The organism is Pseudomonas syringae pv. coryli str. NCPPB 4273 (assembly GCF_000972175.1).
In the GTDB taxonomy this organism is placed as follows: domain Bacteria; phylum Pseudomonadota; class Gammaproteobacteria; order Pseudomonadales; family Pseudomonadaceae; genus Aquipseudomonas; species Aquipseudomonas syringae.
Window position 1 is genome coordinate 40,758 of the sequence record NZ_AWQP01000074.1, and the last position, 18,703, is coordinate 59,460.

The following is an 18,703-nucleotide window of genomic DNA, read 5'->3' on the forward strand; positions in this document are numbered from 1 at the left end:
GGAGTAACGACAGCGCTGCAAGATTCATGCGTGTGGCCCTTCAGCATTGGCTGGCGAATGAAGCGCTTTACGCGGGCTGGCCCAGGGCGCCAGCAGGAAGCTGAACGCCAGCCCCAGGCTGACCGACAGGCCGAAGTTGCTGATCGCCGGGGTGCTGGAAACGGCCAGCAGGCCGAACGACAGCCAGGTGGTGAGCGCTGCCAGCAGCGTGCCCAGCAGACTGACCGCCGCGCCGCCTATCTGCTCGCGCATCAGGATGGCGTAATCGACGCTGATCGCCGTGACCAGCAACAGGCCGAACAGGCTGAACAGGGTCAGCGGCTGACCGAGCCAGCCCAGGCTGGCGAGGCTGCACAGCGCCGCCAGCAGGGGCAGGGCGACGATGCGCAACGCACCACCGAAGCCAAACGGCGCGATCAGCAGCAGGACGATCAGTACGCACGACGCCAGCTTCAATTCCGCTGCGCTGATCTGCGTGTGGGCAAACACCTCGTTGAGCTCACCCAGGCGGTCAACCAGTTGCACACCCTCCAGGCCGATGGCCTGCACGCGCAGCAACGCCATGCTGTTCATGCCGCGCAGGCTGACAATGCTGGCGACACCTTGATCGCCGTCGTCATCGCGTGTCGGTCCCAGCCAGAGCGTGCGCCACGGTTCGCTCAGCGGGCCTTGAAGCGCGTGATCGATATCTTGCGTCGGCAGTGCCTGCAATTGGGCCAGTTCAGCTTTCAAGGCGCTGGCCGGGACGCCAAGCTCTACCAGCGGCGCCCAGTATTGCGGCAATTTGCCCAGTGCATCGCGGGTGGCCTGTTGTTCGGCAGGCGAATCGAGCAACTGATTGAGCGCCATGTAGCCTTGCAGCTTGTCCATGCTGACCAGTTGGTCGAGCCGTTGGGTCAGTTCGGACTGCCGATCCAGCAACTGCTGTTGGTCCTTGCCGCGCACCAGAAAGAACTGGCTGGTGGGCTGATAACCGGTGATCCGCGCGATGGCCTGGGCTTCATCAGTCAACGCCTGAGGTGCTGCCACCCACTGGCGGATATCGTTCTTGGTGGTCAGGTGCCAGAGTCCGCCGCCACAGAAGGCCAACAACAGCACCAGCAGGATCGGTGTGCTGATGCGCAGCAGCAAGGCGGCGCGGCAATCGAGCATCAATTGCGCCAGTTTCAGCGGCCACTGGGCAGGGCTGATCTCGACGTTGGCGAGCAGCGCGGGCAGCAGGCACACCGCCGTCAGGTAGGCGCCGATCAGGCCGGCCGCCGAGAACACCGCAATTTGCGTGAGTGCCGGGAACGGTGTCCAGGCCAGCGCCAGGTAGCCGATGCAACTGGTGATCAGGCTCAGGCTCAGGCCCGGCAGGGTCAGGCGCAAGGCGGGCCAGCTGCGCCAGGGCTTGAGGCTCCAGCTCTTGGACAGGTAATGCAGCGGGTAATCCACCGCCACCCCGATCAGGCTCGAGCCCAGCACCAGCGTCATGACGTGCATGCTGCCGAATAGCGCGACGCAGGCCACCGCGCCGAAGAGCATGCCGACCATCACCGGCACGAATGCCAGCAGCACGCTCCAGCGGCGGAAGGCGAGCAACAGCAACAACAGGATACCGAGCGTTGCGCCACCGCCGACCCAGGTGATTTCCCGGCTGGCCTGCTTCTGCCCGTCGGCAGCGTAAAGCAGCCCGCTGGCCGCGAGCAATTGACCACCTGCCTGACTGGCCTGCACCCGCGCTTGCGCCAGCAGGTCGGCAACCTGGCCGGGCAGGTGCATATCGAAGGCATCGGTTCGGGTTCGCGAACGCAGCAGTACCCAGCTTTTACCCTCGGCGCTGGCCACCAGCGCACCGCTGGCCAGGTCCGCCTCGACCGAGCCCTGTTTCGGCAGGCCGTTCTGGATACGTCCGGTCAGCCCCAGCCAGTCATCCTGGCCAGGCACCAGGCTGAACCCGGCAAACGGGTCGAACAGCGTCTGCACGCGCTGTTCGATGAAGGTTTTCGGGTCGTCGATCAGCAGTGTGCGATCCGCTGTCGGCAACATGGCGATGCGCCCTTGCAGCAACTGGGTGCGCAACGCGGGCAGGTCGGCCTGTAGCGACCACTGGACCTTCTCGAACAGGCCAGTCGACTGCCATTGTTCAGCCAGCGTGCGCGCCAGTTCGACGGCCTTCTGCCGATCGCTGTGGCCCACCAGCACCAGCATTTCCCGGTTGAGCGGTTCCTGCATGCGCTTTTCGGCGCTCACCACCAGTTCGTCGTTATCGGTGCCCGGCACCAGCTCCATCAGGTTGGCCGACAGCGGCGAGCGGTCGTGCCACTGCCAGCCAGCGAGCGCCAGTACGCCTGCCAGAATCAGCAGGAACAGTCGCGGCAACAGCCGCTCAGTCTTTGAAGTCATTACGCTGCGCATCGGTCAGGGTCGGAGCGCTGCTGCTGTCGATCATTTTCAGGACCGTGCTGTCGCCCTGGGTTTCCAGCAGCTCGATACGCTGCACCAGTTCGCCACCGTCGATGTTGATCTGCTTGAACACTTGTTGCAGCAGCATCGAACGCGGCGTCAGGGTGAGGTGCCAGGCATTCGCCTCGCCCTTGAGCTGCAAGTCGAAATCCCGTTGCAGGCCGCTGCTGTCGCCTTGCAGGACCGCCAGGAACAGGCGGTTCTGCTCGGCGCCGGCATTCTTGTTCGGCACCGGCTTCCAGGTGCTGACATTGCCATCGGTTTCACGACGGGCAATGCCGTCGGCATTGATGCGGTAATCCTGCTTGAGCGGTGTTTCCAGCAGCCAGAGCAGCCCGAAATCCCTGGCGAGCACGAAGCGGCCCTTGCTGAGCAGCGGTTGCGGCAGGGCGCGGAGGTGTTTTTCCTGAACGAAACGACCCTGCACCACCGCAGGTTTGGCGAGCTGGTCGCTCAGTTGTTGCAGGTCGAACGCCTGCGCCAGGGAACAAAGGCACAGCAGACCCAGCAGGATCAAGGTACGAAGCGGGCGGTTCATGGCGAGGCGCTCTCTATTGTGCTCTCAAGGGCATTTTTCACGGCATCGATGAACACCTGCGGCGAGGCCAGTTGCATTTCCCGGCTCTGGCTGTCGACGGCGACCTGCACAGTGCTGGCGCGGGTCAGGCGCTCACCGGTGTGTGCATCGGTGATCAGGTAATTGATCTTCAGACGGTTCTCCCACTCCACCAGACTGGCGCGCACGTTCAGTGTCTGACCGAACACGGCGCTGCGCACATAGCGCAACTGCAGATCGATCACCGGCCAACCATAACCGGATTCGAGCATCTGCATATAGTTATGCCCGATATGATCGAGCAGCGCGCAACGCGCCACTTCGAGGTACTTCACGTAGTGCCCGTGCCAGACGATGTTCATCATGTCGACGTCGAAAAACGGCACGACGATTTCAGTGTCGATGTGCAGAAAACCCTTACTGCGCATGTAACCTCCTGTGACGACCTGCGCTGATTTTACAACGCAGCACATGATCGCCGAGCGCGATCAGCTCATGAGCCTGATTCATCGGCAGACTTCCAGAATGGGTAGAAATTGAACCACTGCTGCGGCGCTTCCAGGCAATAGTGCCCAAGACGCGCGGCATAACGCGTGGCCCACTGCTCGATGACCTGAGCGCGGTCGCTGCGCCGCCACTCGATGGCGTCGGCGAACGGTTCCAGAATCACCCGATAGCCTTTCGCACCCTTGAGGCAGAAGAACAGATTGACCGGGCACTTGAGCAGCCCGGCCAGCAGCCAGGGGCCTTGCGGGAAGGTCGCCGGCTGGCCGAGAAAGTCGACCCGCACATTGCGCCCGCCATGCAGGGCGACGCGGTCACCGGCGATGGCCAGCCACTCGCCTTCGTCCAGACGCTGGCTTAATTGCAGCATGATGGCCGGGTCCAGCTCGCTGACCTGAATCAGGCGCAGATGGGTCGCGCCAGCTTCGCCGAGCAGGCGATTGAAACGTTCGGCGTGTTTGGTGTGCACCAGCACGTTCATGGTGACCTTTTCGCCGAGTTCGGCCAGTGCGCGGCACACTTCGAGGTTGCCCAGGTGCGCACCGACCAGCATCTGTCCGCGTTGGCCACGCAGGTTCTGGCGCAGCAGGGCCTGGTCGACGATCTCGATCTGATCGATGCCCAGCCTGCCGTTCCACACGTCGAGCTTGTCGAGCAAGGAATCGGCAAATGCCATGAACTGTCCGAACACCCGGCGCTGGCTGGGCCGCAGTTCGGGCTTGCCGCTCCAGTCAGCCAGGTGCTGCTGGTACTGCCAGATGCTGTGCCGGGCACGTCGGCCGAAGACAAAGAAATACAGGACGATGCCATACAGCACCGGGCTGAGCAGGCGCCGACCGAGCACCCGCATGCCCCAGGCGGTGAGTTTCATGAGCATGAAACTGCCGCGCTCCTGATGACTGGCCCAATGCTCCTTGGGCGACTTGTCGATGCTCATGGCCGCCACCGTCGCCACAGGATCATTGGCAGGCGTAGCAGCATGCCGAAGAACAGCTTGGCGTGCATTTTCGAAATCAGTGCGTTGTCGTGAAACAGGCGAAAATGCGACAGGCCGTCCTGCGGGTAGTGCACGCGGGTCGGCAGCCAGCGCATCGGCTGGCCACGCCAGGACAGGCGCACGAGCATTTCCGAGTCGAAATCCATGCGCCTGCCGATCTTCACGCTGTCGATCAGCGCCAGGACCGGGGCCAGTGGATAGAGGCGAAAGCCGCACATGGAATCGCGAATGTGCAACGAAAGGGTATTGATCCACACCCAGACGTGGGTCAGGTAGCGTGCATACAGACGGCCCTTGGGCACGCTCTCGTCGAACTGAGGATAGCCGCAGATCAGCGCATCCGGGTGCTGGCGCGACTGCTCCAGAAATACCGGGATATCGCTCAGATCATGCTGGCCATCGGCATCGACCTGCAACGCATGGCTGAAACCCAGCCGGATCGCCTCGCGGAAGCCGGCCATCACCGCGCCGCCCTTGCCCTGATTGACCGGCAGGCGCAGCAGGTAGATAGCCTCACCCTGCGCCAACTGCTGTAACACAGCTTCGCAGGCCGGGCTGCTGGCATCGTCCACCAGGATGCACGGCAACCCGGCGTTGCGCACGGCCTTGACCACGTTGGGCACGGCCCGCTCGTGGTCGAACACCGGAATGATCACGCAAGGCTTATGCATGGTCGTCTTCCAGGAGGATCCGGCCACTGGAGCAGGGCGCGTTGTCGGCGTTGCGAAAGGCGAAGTGCAGCTTGGAACGTGCTGCATCGAAGCGCAGCGTCAGCGTGAGGCGGTCGCCGGGGCGCACCAGTTGCTGGAATTTGAGCACCTCCATGCCGGCGAATCCGCATGGCAGGTCAAGCAGGCGCTGGCCCAGGCTGATCGCCCAGTCGACCTGCACCACGCCCGGCAAAATCGGCGCCTTGGGAAAGTGGCCGCTGAAAAACGCCAGATCGGGCGGGACACTCAATTGCAGGTGCAACTCGCCTTCGATGTTCTGTTGCTCAAGCACTTCCGGCTGTTTCGAGCGTGGCGCCAGCAGCAGCGCCTCGACGTCTGCTTGCGGCAGCTTGCCCTGGGCGTTGAGCGGCATCTGCCGCAGCAGCCGCCAGCGACGCGGCAGGGCGATGGTTTCGCAATGCGGCTGCAGGTAGTGTCGCAAGGCTTCGGTGAGCGCCCGACGGCCTTGGTTGCGCAGGGCCAGCAAGCCCGCGTCGCTGAGCACCAGCAGCGCGCCCAGCGAGGCACGGTTTGCCTGCACCACGCCAAGGCGCGCTTCACTCACCCACGGGTGAGTCGCGAGGGCCTGCTCGATCAGCGGCAAGGACACGCGCTTCTCTTCGAGTTTGACGATGCGGTCGAGCCTGCCCAGCAGCTCGAAGCGCCCGTCCGCACCGATCAGCGCCGCATCGGCGGTCTGCTCGACATGGCCGGGCGGCAGATAGGGCGAGCTGATGCGCAGCGCACCTTGCGCGTCCTGACTCAGCTCTACGCCGTCGAAGGCCTGCCAGCGTTGCCCGCCCTGACGCCAGGCGATACCTCCGGTTTCCGAGCTGCCGAGAATCTCAGTCGGCCACTGACCGAGGCGTTGCTGCAGGCTGTGTGCGGCTTCGGCCGGCAATGCGCCGCCGGAAGAGAACACCCGGCGCACGGCCGCAAGACCCGGCCAGTCGAGATTGTCGCCCATGCGCTTGAGCAGCGCGGGGCTGGCGACCCAGGCGAATGACGGGTATTCACGGCTGGCGCGTTGCAGGTCTTCGGCGAACGGCAACTGACGGCGCACGAACGGGCGTGCCGCGCACAGCGGCCACAGCAAGCGAAACAGCAGCCCGTAAATATGTTGCGTCGCCACGCTGCCGATCATGCATGCCGCGCCCAGCTCCGCGCCCCACAGTTGCTCCAGCCCGCAGACTTCGTTGGCCAGTTGCCGAAGGCGTTTTTCGATCAGTTTGGGCTCGCCGCTGGAGCCTGAGGTGCACAGGCTCAGCCGGCACTGGTCGAGGTCCAGCGCTGCCGCCGGGAGGGGCGCGGCACGCAGATCGCTCAGGTGGGTGTCACCCGGCAGGTCGGTCAGCCACAGGTCGACCTGATTCGCCCAGCGCTCGCGGGTCTGGCCCTGCAAGTCGGCGGGCAGCATCACGTGTACACCTGCGCGCCAGGCCGCGAACAATGCAATGGCCAGGTCGGCGGCATCTTCGAGGTGCACTGCAAGGTGCGTGATGCCACGCGCTTGCAGTCCAGCGGCCACGCCGAGCGCCTGATCACGAAACTGCGCGTGGTCGAGGCTCGGGGCCAGCGTCAGCAGCCGGTCGGGCAGCGCATCGAGCAGCAGGTGTTCCAGGTTCAACCAGTTCATGCGATCCATTTCATTTGCCGCCCGCAGAGGGTGGGCGGACGATCCATTCGACAGCGAACAACACGCCCATCAGGCCGTAGGAAATCAGGCCGGTGTACAGCGTCCACCATGACAACGGTGCCCACAGTGTCAGGATGGCTGACGTGAGGCCGTTGACGAGAAAGAACAGGCACCATATCTGCGTGACTTTTCGGGTGTAGCGGATACCCGCCTCAGGCAGATCGGGGCGGTTCAGGCGCGCCATCTTTTCCACGATCGGCGGGCCGTAGACCAGGCTTGAGCCGAACAGGCCGAGCATGAAGGTGCTGACCAGTACCGGGTACCAGCGCAGCATCATGTGGCTATCGAGGGCGCCGAGCACCACGCAAAAGATCAGCGCGACAATCGCCATCGCCAGGCTGCCTTGCTTGCGTTCTCCGGTCAGGGCGCGCGCCAGCCACAGGCTGCCGAGCAGCAGCGCGAACTGCCAGGGGGCGAAATGCTCGGTCCCCCAATAGACGGCGAATGGATACAGCACGCCGGCCAGCACCAGAATCAGGCCAATCAGCCGCTTCATTCGGCGCTGTTGACCAGTTTGTAGACGGCCTCTACCACGTCGTTTACGGTTCTCACCGACTTGAATTCTTCAGCCGCAATCTTCTTGCCGGTCTTGCGTTTGATGTGATCGATCAGGTCCACGGCATCGATGCTGTCGATTTCCAGGTCCTGATACAGATTGGCTTCAAGCGTGACTCGCTCAGGCTCCAGTTCGAACAGTTCCACCATTGCGGTGCGCAGGATTTCGAAGATGTCTTCACGGGTTTGCATGTTCAATTCTCAGGCCGGTTGTCTGGCGCTGACGAAGGCCGCAAGGCTGTCGACGCTGGCGAAATGGTTACGGGTGTCCTTTGCATCGGCATCGATCCTGATGCCATAACGCTTCTGGATGGCCAGGCCCAATTCGAGTGCATCCACCGAGTCCAGTCCCAGTCCTTCGCCAAACAGCGTCATATCGTTGCCGATATCTTCCGGGGTGATGTCTTCGAGGCCCAGGGCATCGATGATCAACAATTTAATGTCCTGGTGCAGATCGCTCATCTGAGGCGAGCTCCTTGGTGAAATAGTCATGCAGGTAATCGTTGAGCTTGCGGGACGCCAGGGGCGGTGGGCCTAGCGCACTGAAGGCAGTTGGGTCTATATCGGCACCGACGCGCAAAGTGAAGTGCACGCGGCGTTGCGGAATGCGATACCAGGGCTCGGCCTTGGTCAGGGTGGTCGGCTGGACCTTGATCGTCACCGGGGTGATGACGCTTGCGCCACGCAGCGCAATGGCGGCCGCGCCGCGGTGAAAGACCGGCGGCTGACCTGGCTGGGTGCGCGTGCCTTCCGGGAAGATGATCAGTGTCTGGCCGCTTTGCAGGCGCTCTACGGCGGCGTCGAGCATGTCCATGCTGCCATCGTTGCTGATGTAACCGGTGGAGCGCACAGGGCCGCGGGTGAACGGGTTTTCCCAGAGGCTGCGTTTGACGACGCAGTTGGCGTCACGCACCAGCCCGATCAGGAACACCACATCGATCAGTGACGGGTGGTTGGCGATGATCATCTGCCCGGGGCGGCCAAGCTTTTCGGCGCCTTGCACGTCGTAGGTCAGCACACGCATGCGCGCCATGATGCGGATGAACAGCCAGAACAGGCGGCTGATGGTCCGCCGTGCGCGGCGCTGATGGCTGGCCACACTGCCAGGCAGGCAACTCAATACTGGAAAAACGAACAACCTCAGGCATAAACCGCTCAACCCGAACAGGGCAAAGCTGATGCCTGTTGCCAGCAGACGCCAGTAATAGGCGTCCCGACCTTTCTTCAGTGACTGCGTTGCCAGTTCCATAACCGGTTATTCCAGGGGTGCAGGCAGACGGATTGATCAGTGTGCAAGGCCCGCAGCAGGTTCAGGGCGTGAGGCCACTGAGTGCGCTTTGTGCCTTGCGTATCGGTGTTCAGAGACAGTTGCCACTCATTCCCCGGCGTCAGCAGCAAGCCGACCGCGTAGGGAAAGGGCACGTCATCAATCCATTGGGCATAGGCTTGCGGCGGCTGTTCTTCAGTCACCACAAGCAATACTGCTTCTGCTCCCTCGGCCAGCAACGCTGCGGCCTCGAATGCTCCATACTCCAGCCCGTCGCCTGTGGCGGCCAGGGCTGTCATCTCACTTGTTTCACCGCGCATGATCGACCACAGACCAATGACGGCGTTATGCACTGAAAGGCTGAACTGGGTCGGTGAAAGCGGCTCGCTGGCGGCCAGATCACGCAGGATTTCAAAGGTCCTCGGGGTTTCTCCGTGGCGCGAGACAAACACCAGCGGGACGCGCTCCAGCCCTTCAGTCAATGGCCAGCCGACAGCAAACGCCATTCTTGCCATACGGCCCAGGCGGCGGCGTTGCATCGCAGGAAGAAAAGACACGTCTGGCGCTGCGTCACTGGTTTCCAGCAACGTCGGATCGAGGCTCCATCTCTGCCAGTCTTCCGCGCTCGCCAGGCCCGGCGCCCAGGCTTGCCATCGTGCAATGTTGAAGGTGATCAAGGCTTCTCTTCCCGCCCCTGCGGGCTTGTTTCTCGCTACATCGATATCAGGTCGATATCAGCCTGGGTGCGGTAATTGACCGAGTGCGCGCATTATCCTGATGGGGCTCATTACTAGCAAATTTGTTACATAAAAACCGTTTACAGGCGTGTATTTTAAGGTTGAAGTCGTTTTTCTGTATGACAACCGGCTGGCAACTGTTTTGCGTTAAGCTCACCGTTGTCATATGTGCTGTCTAGAATCGACCTCCTCTTACGGTCGTTATCGGCCACTGCTGCTGTTTCTTCATCTTTCAAGGAATCCAAAGCATGCGTCGCGTGGTATTCAATCAGAAGGGCGGTGTCGGCAAATCGAGCATCGCCTGCAATCTGGCTGCAGTCAGCGCTCACGAAGGCTATCGGACGTTATTGATCGATCTCGATGCCCAGGCCAACTCGACTCAGTACCTCACCGGCCTCACCGGTCAGGATATTCCGATGGGGATTGCCGAGTTCTTCAAGAACACGCTGTCCGGCTCCCCGGTCGCCAAGAAGAACCATGTCGATATCTACGAAACACCGTTCGACAACCTGCATGTGGTCACGGCGACTGCAGAGCTTGCTGACCTGCAGCCCAAGCTCGAGGCCAAGCACAAGATCAACAAGCTGCGCAAACTGCTCGACGAGTTGAGCGAAGATTACGAGCGTATCTATCTGGATACGCCGCCAGCGCTGAATTTCTATGCGGTTTCGGCGTTGATCGCGTCCGATCGGGTGTTGATCCCTTTTGACTGTGACAGCTTCTCGCGACAGGCGCTGTACGGGCTGATGCGCGAGATCGAGGAATTGAAAGAGGACCACAACGAAGGTCTTCAGGTGGAAGGCATCATCGTCAACCAGTTCCAGCCCAGGGCCAGCCTGCCGCAGCAAATGCTCGACGAACTGATTGCCGAAGGCTTGCCGGTGCTGCCGGTGTACCTCAACGCCTCGGTAAAAATGCGCGAGTCGCATCAGGCCAACCTGCCGCTGATCCACCTCGACCCACGGCACAAACTGACGCAGCAGTTCGTGGAACTGCATCACTTGCTCGAGACCAACGCCCATCCGTGATGGGCATGTGGGAGCGAGCTTGCTCGCGAAGGGGCCGGTACAGACCCCGAAAGCAGGGCGTTTAAACCACAGCATTCGTGAGCAAGCTCACCTCCACAAATGCTGAATACGGAGCATGGGCACGAGATTCGCAGCTCAATACGGCTGCGAAAGAGTCCTGAGTACTTCGGGCGTATAGCTGCCGTCTCTCAATGAGCGCGCCAGGTGTTCAGCATTCTGGCGGGCAGTGTTGGCCAGTTCTTCGGGGATGGTGATGGTCGCGTCCATGTCGGCCCGGACATGCTCCTGCGAGGTGGTCAGCGTATTGCTGCCGGGCTCGCAGCCACACTGCACCTCATGCCCCTGAGTGGCGACCGCCACGAGTTCGTCGATGTAGGTGGGGTTGCCCTGGGCGATGAAGCCAATCTGCTTGCAGGCCGGGCACCACACCGGGTCTCCCATGCGCGCCACACGGCGCCGCTCGATGACTTCGCTTGCCGATGCGGCCAGCACGAAGCCGCGTGTGGTGGTGAGATCGCCTTCCCTGACTATAAATGACATCGCGCTACTGCCTCTGGGTTACGGAAAACCTCAAGGCTAGGCGCAAACACGGATTCCGATAGCTCCCCTGGCCCTTTAAAGAGCGGTCCTACGCAATTACCAGCCGGGCGTTTCGAGCATGTTGCACGCGCAATGACGCGCCCGGCGAAACATCCGTTCCCCTATCGTTACTCCAGCCGTAATGATTCGACGCGTTGCTTGATTGATGCTCGACCGCTATCGCTCCTATGGTGGCCGACGACAGCAAAATCGTGGAGCGATCATGACAACAACAACTTCCCCCGACGCACGCTGGACACGTCGTCGCAGCGAGAAGCAGCGGCGTCTGGAGCAAGTGCGGGCGTTGGCCGACGGTGTGGTGTTGCCAACCGACAAAATCGTCGCCGCGCTGGAGGCCCTGCTGGTTTCCGGCGACCGCGTGGTGCTTGAAGGCAACAACCAGAAGCAGGCGGACTTCCTCTCCCGCGCGCTGGCCAAAGTCGATCCGGGCAAGGTGCATGACCTGCACATGATCATGCCGAGCGTCGGCCGCGCCGAGCACCTGGACCTGTTCGAGCAGGGCATTGCGCGCAAGCTGGACTTCTCGTTTGCCGGTACGCAAAGCCTGCGCATCAGTCAGCTGCTGGAAGACGGCCTGCTGGAAATCGGTGCGATCCACACCTACATCGAACTCTATTCACGGCTGGTGGTGGACCTCATCCCCAATGTGGTGCTGGCAGCAGGCTTCATGGCCGACCGCGCCGGCAACATCTACACCGGGCCCAGCACCGAAGACACCCCCGCACTCATCGAACCGGCGGCATTCAGCGACGGCATCGTCATCGTCCAGGTCAACCAACTGGTCGATGACGTCAGCGAGCTGCCACGCGTGGACATCCCGGCCTCATGGGTCGACTTTGTGGTGGTCGCCGACAAGCCGTTCTATATCGAGCCGCTGTTCACCCGCGACCCGCGCCACATCAAGCCGGTGCATGTGCTGATGGCGATGATGGCGATTCGCGGCATCTATGAGAAACACAACGTCCAGTCGTTGAACCACGGCATTGGTTTCAATACCGCCGCCATTGAGTTGATTCTGCCGACCTACGGCGAGTCGCTGGGCCTGAAGGGCAAGATTTGTCGCAACTGGACACTCAACCCGCACCCGACGTTGATCCCGGCCATCGAAAGCGGCTGGGTCGAGAGCGTGCATTGTTTCGGCACCGAGCTGGGCATGGAGAACTACATCGCCGCGCGCCCGGATGTGTTCTTCACCGGACGTGACGGCTCGCTACGCTCCAACCGCCAGCTCTGCCAGCTGGCCGGGCAGTACGCGGTGGACCTGTTCATCGGCGCAACCTTGCAGGTTGATGGCGACGGGCATTCCTCGACCGTCACCCGTGGTCGTCTGGCCGGCTTTGGTGGCGCGCCGAACATGGGCCACGACCCACGCGGCCGGCGTCATGCCACGCCCGCCTGGCTCGACATGCGTCAGCAGCACGATGACGGCCCGGCTGCCTACCTGGAGCGCGGCAAGAAGCTGGTGGTGCAGATGGTCGAGACGTTCCAGGAGGGCGGCAAACCGACCTTCGTCGAAACCCTGGACGCCGTCGAGGTGGCGAAGAAAAGCGGCATGCCGCTGGCACCGATCATGATCTACGGCGACGACGTGACCCACCTGCTGACCGAAGAAGGCATCGCCTACCTCTACAAGGCGCGCAGCCTTGAGGAACGCCAGGCGATGATCGCGGCCGTGGCAGGCGTGACCGTGATCGGCTTGCGCCATAACCCCAAGGACACCGCACGCATGCGCCGTGAAGGGCTGATCGCGCTGCCCGAAGACCTCGGCATCCGGCGCACCGACGCCAGCCGTGAACTGCTGGCCGCCAAGAGCATTGCCGATCTGGTTCAGTGGTCCGGTGGCCTCTACAACCCGCCCGCCAAATTCAGGAGCTGGTAATGAGCGCACTTCAATGGACACCGCAATCGGCCTCGCTGGCCGAGCGACTGGCCGATCTGGCGGTCGACGCCTTGATCGACGAAGCCGACCTGTCGCCCAAACCGGCTCTGGTGGACCGGCGTGGCAGCGGCGCGCACAGCGACCTGCACCTGGGGTTGATGCATTCTTCGGCGCTGTCGTTGTGGCCGACTTTCAAGTGGATGGCCGACGCCGCCACGCAGTTCGGTGTCGTGGGCCAGCCATTGCGTGAGGCATTGGGCAGGCTTGGCCGTGAAGGCGAAGCCACGATGCTGCGCACCACCAGCGGGGTGAATACGCATCGCGGCGCGATCTGGGCGCTGGGCCTGCTGGTAACCGCTGCCGCGCTGGATCCCCAGGAGTGTGCGCCCGAGGCCATCTGCGCACGCTCTGCCGCTTTGGCCCAGATCAAGGACCGCCAGGTGCTCAGGCAAAACAGCCACGGTGATCAGGTGGTTCGTCGTTACGGTGTCATGGGCGCCAGAGAGCAGGCACAGCATGGTTTCCCGGCGGTCAGGCTGTTCGCCTTGCCGCAACTGCGGCGCAGCCGCGCGGCAGGCAGCGGCGAGCAGAACGCCCGGATGGATGCGCTGCTGGCAATCATGACTACGCTGGACGACACCTGCGTGCTGCATCGCGCCGGCATCGAAGGGCTGAACGCCATGCAGCAAGGCGCACAACGCGTGCTGGATGCCGGAGGCAGCGCCAGTCTGGCGGGCCGCCGCGCACTGAACGCGCTGGACCAGCAACTGCTGGCCCTCAATGCTTCGCCCGGTGGCGCGGCGGATCTGCTGGCTGCCTGCCTGTTCATCGATGGCCTTGAGCCTGCGCTCGGCCCTGTTTCGAGGAGTGCCTGAAATGGAAACCCTGTCTTTTGAATTTCCTGCCGGACAGCCGCCCAAGGGCCGTGCGCTGGTGGGTGTGGTGGGCTCCGGTGATCTGGAGGTGCTGCTTGAACCCGGCAAACCGGGCACCTTGTCGATTCAGGTAGTGACGTCGGTCAACGGTGCCGCGCTGCGCTGGCAGCACCTGTTCGAACGCATGTTCGACGGTCAGACCCCGCCTGCGCTGAGCATCGATATTCATGACTTCGGCGCGACGCCCGGCGTCGTGCGTTTGCGCCTTGAGCAAGGCTTCGAGGAGATCGGCCATGACTGATAACGCACGTTTGCTGAATCAGCACAGTTTCATCGAACTGGGTGCCCGACAGCGTGCCCGCGCCTTGCTGGATGCTGGCAGCTTCCGCGAATTGCTCGGGCCGTTCGATCGGGTCATGTCGCCGTGGCTGGCCATGCAGGGCGTGGTGCCTCAGGCGGATGATGGCGTGGTGGTCGCCAAAGGCACTGTCGATGGTCGGCCGGTGGTCATCGCTGCCATCGAAGGCTCGTTTCAGGGCGGCAGCATGGGCGAAGTCGGCGGCGCGAAAATGGCCGGGGCGCTGGAACTGGCTGCCGAAGACAACCGCAACGGCATTCCTACCGCCGCGATCGTGCTGCTGGAAACCGGTGGTGTGCGTTTGCAGGAAGCCAATCTGGGCCTGGCGGCGATTGCCGAGATTCATGCCGCGATAGTCGACCTGCGTCAGTACCAGCCAGTGATTGGCGTGGTGGCCGGCAGCGTCGGCTGCTTTGGCGGGATGTCCATCGCCGCCGGGCTGTGCAGTTACCTGCTGGTGACCCAGGAAGCGCGTCTGGGCCTGAACGGTCCGCAGGTGATCGAGCAGGAAGCCGGCATCGAAGAATACGACTCACGCGATCGCCCGTTCATCTGGAGCCTGACCGGTGGCGAGCAACGCTTTGCCAGCGCTCTGGTGGATGGTTTTGCTGCCGATGATGTCGCCGATGTCCGCCAGCAGGTCAGCGGCTGGCTCAAACAGGGCGTGCCCGACACGCATCGCAGCAGTCAGTACCCACTGTTCCTGCAACGCCTGGCCAGCCTCGACACTGAGCCGCAAATCGATCCGCAAAGCGTGCGCACCCTCTATCAAGGAGCCCGGTCATGAGTCATTCACAGCGGGGTTTGAACTGGTTCAACGCCTTGAGCGCAGGCGCCCGTGAAGTCACTGGCCTGCCTGCTTCACTCAAGGTCGCCGACGGTTTTCTCGGCGAGCAGGCGGTGCGTTTCGTTGCCGTGATTGCCGATACCGACAACCGCTTTCCCCGGGCGCGTCAGGGCGAAGTCGGCCTGCTGGAAGGCTGGGGCCTGGCCAAGGCGGTGGACGAGGTCATCGAGCAGGATCGCGACCGCGCCGAAAAACGCGCACTGATTGCCATCGTCGACGTCCCGAGCCAGGCCTACGGGCGTCGCGAGGAAGCGCTCGGTATCCATCAGGCATTGGCCGGGGCCGTGGACAGTTACGCGCGAGCACGTCTGGCCGGGCACCCGGTGATCGGCCTGCTGGTCGGCAAAGCGATGTCCGGCGCATTCCTGGCCCACGGCTATCAGGCCAATCGATTGATCGCGCTACGTGATCCCGGCGTGATGGTGCATGCGATGGGCAAGGCCTCGGCAGCCCGCGTAACCCTGCGCAGCGTCGAGGACCTGGAAAAGCTCGCCGCCAGCATCCCGCCGATGGCTTACGACATCGACAGCTACGCCAGTCTCGGTCTGCTGTGGGAAACCCTGGCGGTCAGCCAGATCGAACAGCCCGCTGCCGATGATCTCACCCAGGTGCGCCATGTGCTGAGCAGGGCGATCAAGGACGTGCAGGCCCGCGGCGTCGATCTGAGCAGTCGCCTGGGCGCCAGCAACCGTGCGGCGTCGGCCAATGTGCGCCAGTTGCTGCGGGCGCAATGGTGATCAGCAACACTGGCGCAGTGCTGCCCCACGATTTGTTGTGGGGCATGCCGCTGACTGCGTTGGCGGACGATGCGCCCAAATGGGCGGTCGACGCCGTGCTGGCCGGGCACCCGGTGGTGGTCCGGCGTCAGGCAATGCCCGCTGGACAGGTGGCTGTGGGTTTGCGTGGTCGCAGTCGGGAGCAGCGCTATGCCGCGAGCATGCCGTTGGCCGACGTCTGCCGAAGGGTCATGCCCGAGCAGTTGGTCGACGTCCCGACCGAGCGTCATCAGCAATGGCCGGCGTTGCATGCGTTGCGCCAGATCCGTCCGGTCATGGAGGCGCTGGAGCTGGACTGGGGCGTGGGCGGCAGTGCCGGATTCGAGCTGGCCAGCGGTATTGCCGCGTTGCATCAGGACAGCGATCTGGACCTGATCCTGCGCACCCCGGGACGCCTGGGTCGCCGCTGTGCCGCCGAGCTGGTCGAGGCGCTGGAAACCTCGGTCTGCCGGGTCGACGTCCAGCTGCAACTCGAGCAGGGTGCCGTGGCGCTGCGTGAGTGGGCGCGGCCAACGGGGCGGGTGCTGCTCAAGACCGCCACCGGCGCGCGGCTGGTTGCAGACCCATGGCACCTGGGTCAGGTGCGCGCATGAGCAGCCTGTGGGTATTTCCCGGCCAGGGCGCGCAGCAAGCCGGCATGCTGCATCAGTTGCCGGACGATGCTGCGGTGCGCGACTGCCTGCAGGAAGCCGCCGATGCGCTGGGCGAAGACGTGCTTGCGCTGGACACCGCCGAGGCACTGCAAGCCACCCGTGCCGTTCAGCTTTGCCTGTTGATCGCGGGCGTCGCATGCGCGCGCGTGCTGCAGGCGCGTGATTGCGTGCCGGACTACCTGGCAGGGCTGTCCATCGGTGCTTATCCGGCAGCGGTGATTTCGGGTGCGCTGGCCTTTGACGACGCCGTGCGCCTGGTCGCGCTGCGTGGCGAGCTGATGCAAAGCGCCTGGCCGCAGGGTTACGGCATGACCGCGCTCATCGGTCTGGACCAGACGCAGGTAGAAGCGCTGATCGCGCAGGTACACAGCGCGAAGACACCGGTATTTCTCGCCAATATCAACGCCGACAACCAGATGGTGATCTCCGGCAGTGCCGAGGCGATGCATCAGGTTGGTCAACTGGCCAAGGCCGCCGGCGCGGCAGCGGTCAAGCGTCTTGCGGTCAGCGTGCCGTCGCATTGCGCCTTGCTGGACGCCCCCGCGCAACAACTGGCCGAGGCCTTTTCAACGGTCGCGCTGCAGGCACCCACGATACGTTACCTGAGCGGCAGCACGGCGCGACCTGTGTTGAATGCCGAGAAGCTGCGTGACGACCTGGCGTTCAACATGTGTCGGGTCATCGACTGGCGCAGCACCGTGGAAACCGCCTGGGAGCGGGGCGTGCGCCTGCACATCGAATTGCCGCCCGGCAGCGTGCTGACCGGGCTGGCGCGCAAGGTATTCCAGCAGGGCACCGCGCTGGCTTTTCAGGCTGCGCGTCTGGACAGCCTGGTCGCGCTGTCGCGCGAGGAGGGTCGCCGCACCCTATAGAGCCGCCGTGCAGCTGCTACGAAGGACAAAAACAACAACTTCAGCAATGCAAACAGAGGAATAACAACAATGATTATCTACGGTGTTGCACTACTGGCCATCTGCACGCTTGCGGGCGTGATTCTCGGCGACATGCTCGGCGTTCTGCTGGGCGTGAAATCCAACGTGGGCGGGGTCGGGATCGCCATGATCCTGTTGATCTGCGCGCGCCTGTGGATGGAAAAACACGGCGGCATGAGCAAGGACTGCGAAATGGGCGTGGGTTTCTGGGGCGCGCTGTACATCCCGGTGGTGGTGGCGATGGCCGCACAACAAAACGTTGTCACCGCGCTCAAGGGCGGGCCGGTGGCGGTGTTGGCCGCTGTGGGTTCGGTGGTGCTGTGTGCCTGCACCATCGCAGTGATCAGCCGCACCAATCGCGGTGAGCCGTTACCCAAGGAAGAGCCGCTGCTGACGCCTGAAATCGCCCCGGCCGGAGGTCGCTGATATGTGGGACCTCATCGAGAAGGGACTTGAACACAACGGCCTGATCACCGCTTTCGCTTTCGTCGGCATCATCATGTGGGTGTCTGTGGTGCTGTCCAAACGGCTGACGTTCGGCCGGGTGCATGGTTCGGCCATTGCGATCGTCATCGGGCTGATTCTGGCCTGGGTCGGCGGCACCTTGACCGGCGGCCAGAAAGGGCTGGCGGATATCACGTTGTTTTCCGGTATCGGCCTGATGGGCGGGGCGATGCTGCGTGACTTCGCTATCGTGGCGACGGCGTTTGAAGTGCAGGCCACCGAAGCGCGCAAGGCCGGACTGATCGGGGCCATAGCCTTGCTGTTGGGCACAATTCTGCCGTTTATCGTCGGTGCGAGCATTGCCTGGGTATTCGGTTATCGGGACGCGATCAGCATGACCACCATCGGTGCCGGGGCAGTAACCTACATTGTCGGCCCGGTGACCGGTGCTGCGCTGGGTGCCACCTCCGATGTAATGGCGCTGTCGATTGCCACCGGCCTGATCAAGGCGATTCTGGTGATGGTCGGCACGCCCATGGCGGCGCGCTGGATGGGGCTGGACAATCCGCGCTCGGCGATGGTTTTCGGTGGTCTGGCGGGTACTGTCAGCGGCGTTACCGCAGGGCTGGCAGCAACCGACCGGCGTCTGGTGCCTTATGGTGCGCTGACCGCCACGTTCCACACCGGTCTGGGTTGCCTGCTCGGGCCATCGGTGCTGTACTTCATCGTGCGCGCCATCGTCGGCTAGGCTCTGTACTAAAAGTGGCTGCGCTCGGTGATGCTTCGTTAAAAACAGGCTCGGATGCGAGTCCAATCGGAATGCTCATTTACAACACGTAGA

Annotated in this window: 22 protein-coding genes; 10 read left to right on the forward strand and 12 right to left on the reverse strand. The window is 63.0% G+C overall.

The window, feature by feature from the left end:
• Positions 1-24: 24 nt before the first annotated feature.
• The 11 genes from P406_RS25700 to P406_RS25750 form a co-directional block, all read right to left on the reverse strand.
• Positions 25-2,388: an MMPL family transporter gene (locus tag P406_RS25700; protein WP_046237739.1), complete on the reverse strand. Its 2,364-nt coding sequence runs from the start codon at positions 2,386-2,388 to the stop codon at positions 25-27.
• On the reverse strand, positions 2,372-2,986 hold the full coding sequence (locus P406_RS25705; protein ID WP_046237740.1) for an outer membrane lipoprotein carrier protein LolA: 615 nt from the start codon (positions 2,984-2,986) through the stop codon (positions 2,372-2,374). Before P406_RS25705 ends, P406_RS25700 begins: the two co-directional genes overlap by 17 nt.
• Positions 2,983-3,432, reverse strand: coding sequence for an acyl-CoA thioesterase (locus P406_RS25710; protein ID WP_003316680.1), 450 nt, complete (start codon positions 3,430-3,432; stop codon positions 2,983-2,985). The genes P406_RS25705 and P406_RS25710 overlap by 4 nt, the downstream gene beginning before the upstream one ends.
• A gap of 65 nt (positions 3,433-3,497) precedes the next feature.
• Positions 3,498-4,445: a lysophospholipid acyltransferase family protein gene (locus P406_RS25715; protein ID WP_003414291.1), complete on the reverse strand. Its 948-nt coding sequence runs from the start codon at positions 4,443-4,445 to the stop codon at positions 3,498-3,500.
• The gene (locus P406_RS25720; RefSeq protein ID WP_046237741.1) at positions 4,442-5,176 is read right to left on the reverse strand and encodes a glycosyltransferase family 2 protein; all 735 of its coding nucleotides are present in this window, start codon (positions 5,174-5,176) and stop codon (positions 4,442-4,444) included. Before P406_RS25720 ends, P406_RS25715 begins: the two co-directional genes overlap by 4 nt.
• Positions 5,169-6,851, reverse strand: coding sequence for an acyl-CoA synthetase family protein (locus P406_RS25725; RefSeq protein WP_046237748.1), 1,683 nt, complete (start codon positions 6,849-6,851; stop codon positions 5,169-5,171). The genes P406_RS25720 and P406_RS25725 overlap by 8 nt, the downstream gene beginning before the upstream one ends.
• A 10-nt stretch (positions 6,852-6,861) precedes the next feature.
• On the reverse strand, positions 6,862-7,407 hold the full coding sequence (locus tag P406_RS25730) for a COG4648 family protein (RefSeq protein WP_003316686.1): 546 nt from the start codon (positions 7,405-7,407) through the stop codon (positions 6,862-6,864).
• Positions 7,404-7,658 (reverse strand): acyl carrier protein, encoded by a 255-nt coding sequence (locus tag P406_RS25735; RefSeq protein ID WP_003316687.1) that lies wholly within the window; start codon positions 7,656-7,658, stop codon positions 7,404-7,406. The genes P406_RS25730 and P406_RS25735 overlap by 4 nt, the downstream gene beginning before the upstream one ends.
• Positions 7,659-7,667: 9 nt before the next feature.
• Positions 7,668-7,928 (reverse strand): phosphopantetheine-binding protein, encoded by a 261-nt coding sequence (locus P406_RS25740; RefSeq protein WP_003316688.1) that lies wholly within the window; start codon positions 7,926-7,928, stop codon positions 7,668-7,670.
• The gene (locus P406_RS25745) at positions 7,903-8,715 is read right to left on the reverse strand and encodes a lysophospholipid acyltransferase family protein (RefSeq protein ID WP_004409308.1); all 813 of its coding nucleotides are present in this window, start codon (positions 8,713-8,715) and stop codon (positions 7,903-7,905) included. Before P406_RS25745 ends, P406_RS25740 begins: the two co-directional genes overlap by 26 nt.
• Entirely contained in the window at positions 8,691-9,410 is a 720-nt protein-coding gene (locus P406_RS25750; protein ID WP_003414301.1) for a beta-ketoacyl synthase chain length factor, read from the reverse strand. The genes P406_RS25745 and P406_RS25750 overlap by 25 nt, the downstream gene beginning before the upstream one ends.
• Before the next feature lie 308 nt (positions 9,411-9,718).
• Between P406_RS25750 and P406_RS25755 the strand changes: the two genes are divergently transcribed.
• Positions 9,719-10,498: a ParA family protein gene (locus P406_RS25755; RefSeq protein WP_003304810.1), complete on the forward strand. Its 780-nt coding sequence runs from the start codon at positions 9,719-9,721 to the stop codon at positions 10,496-10,498.
• Between the two features lie 135 nt (positions 10,499-10,633).
• Here the strand turns inward: P406_RS25755 and P406_RS25760 are convergent, their stop codons facing one another.
• Positions 10,634-11,038, reverse strand: coding sequence for a PAAR domain-containing protein (locus P406_RS25760; protein ID WP_046237742.1), 405 nt, complete (start codon positions 11,036-11,038; stop codon positions 10,634-10,636).
• Between the two features lie 262 nt (positions 11,039-11,300).
• Between P406_RS25760 and mdcA the strand changes: the two genes are divergently transcribed.
• The 9 genes from mdcA (at position 11,301) to madM (ending at position 18,610) form a co-directional block, all read left to right on the forward strand.
• The gene (gene mdcA / locus P406_RS25765; protein WP_046237743.1) at positions 11,301-12,977 is read left to right on the forward strand and encodes a malonate decarboxylase subunit alpha; all 1,677 of its coding nucleotides are present in this window, start codon (positions 11,301-11,303) and stop codon (positions 12,975-12,977) included.
• Positions 12,977-13,852 carry a triphosphoribosyl-dephospho-CoA synthase gene (locus P406_RS25770; RefSeq protein WP_046237744.1) on the forward strand — a complete coding sequence of 292 codons (876 nt, stop codon included), beginning with the start codon at positions 12,977-12,979 and terminating at the stop codon, positions 13,850-13,852. The genes mdcA and P406_RS25770 overlap by 1 nt, the downstream gene beginning before the upstream one ends.
• Before the next feature lies 1 nt (position 13,853).
• Complete coding sequence (locus tag P406_RS25775; protein WP_003346322.1) at positions 13,854-14,153, forward strand: malonate decarboxylase subunit delta; 300 nt, start codon at positions 13,854-13,856, stop codon at positions 14,151-14,153.
• On the forward strand, positions 14,146-14,997 hold the full coding sequence (locus P406_RS25780; RefSeq protein WP_003402952.1) for a biotin-independent malonate decarboxylase subunit beta: 852 nt from the start codon (positions 14,146-14,148) through the stop codon (positions 14,995-14,997). The genes P406_RS25775 and P406_RS25780 overlap by 8 nt, the downstream gene beginning before the upstream one ends.
• Positions 14,994-15,794: a biotin-independent malonate decarboxylase subunit gamma gene (gene mdcE, locus P406_RS25785; protein WP_046237745.1), complete on the forward strand. Its 801-nt coding sequence runs from the start codon at positions 14,994-14,996 to the stop codon at positions 15,792-15,794. Before P406_RS25780 ends, mdcE begins: the two co-directional genes overlap by 4 nt.
• A complete protein-coding gene (locus P406_RS25790) occupies positions 15,788-16,426 on the forward strand; it encodes a malonate decarboxylase holo-ACP synthase (protein WP_046237746.1) in 639 nt (212 codons plus the stop codon). Before mdcE ends, P406_RS25790 begins: the two co-directional genes overlap by 7 nt.
• On the forward strand, positions 16,423-17,358 hold the full coding sequence (gene mdcH / locus P406_RS25795) for a malonate decarboxylase subunit epsilon (protein ID WP_046237747.1): 936 nt from the start codon (positions 16,423-16,425) through the stop codon (positions 17,356-17,358). Before P406_RS25790 ends, mdcH begins: the two co-directional genes overlap by 4 nt.
• Before the next feature lie 69 nt (positions 17,359-17,427).
• On the forward strand, positions 17,428-17,844 hold the full coding sequence (gene madL, locus P406_RS25800) for a malonate transporter subunit MadL (protein ID WP_003366092.1): 417 nt from the start codon (positions 17,428-17,430) through the stop codon (positions 17,842-17,844).
• Position 17,845: 1 nt separating this feature from the next.
• A complete protein-coding gene (gene madM / locus P406_RS25805; protein ID WP_004409324.1) occupies positions 17,846-18,610 on the forward strand; it encodes a malonate transporter subunit MadM in 765 nt (254 codons plus the stop codon).
• The last annotated feature ends 93 nt before the right edge of the window (positions 18,611-18,703 follow it).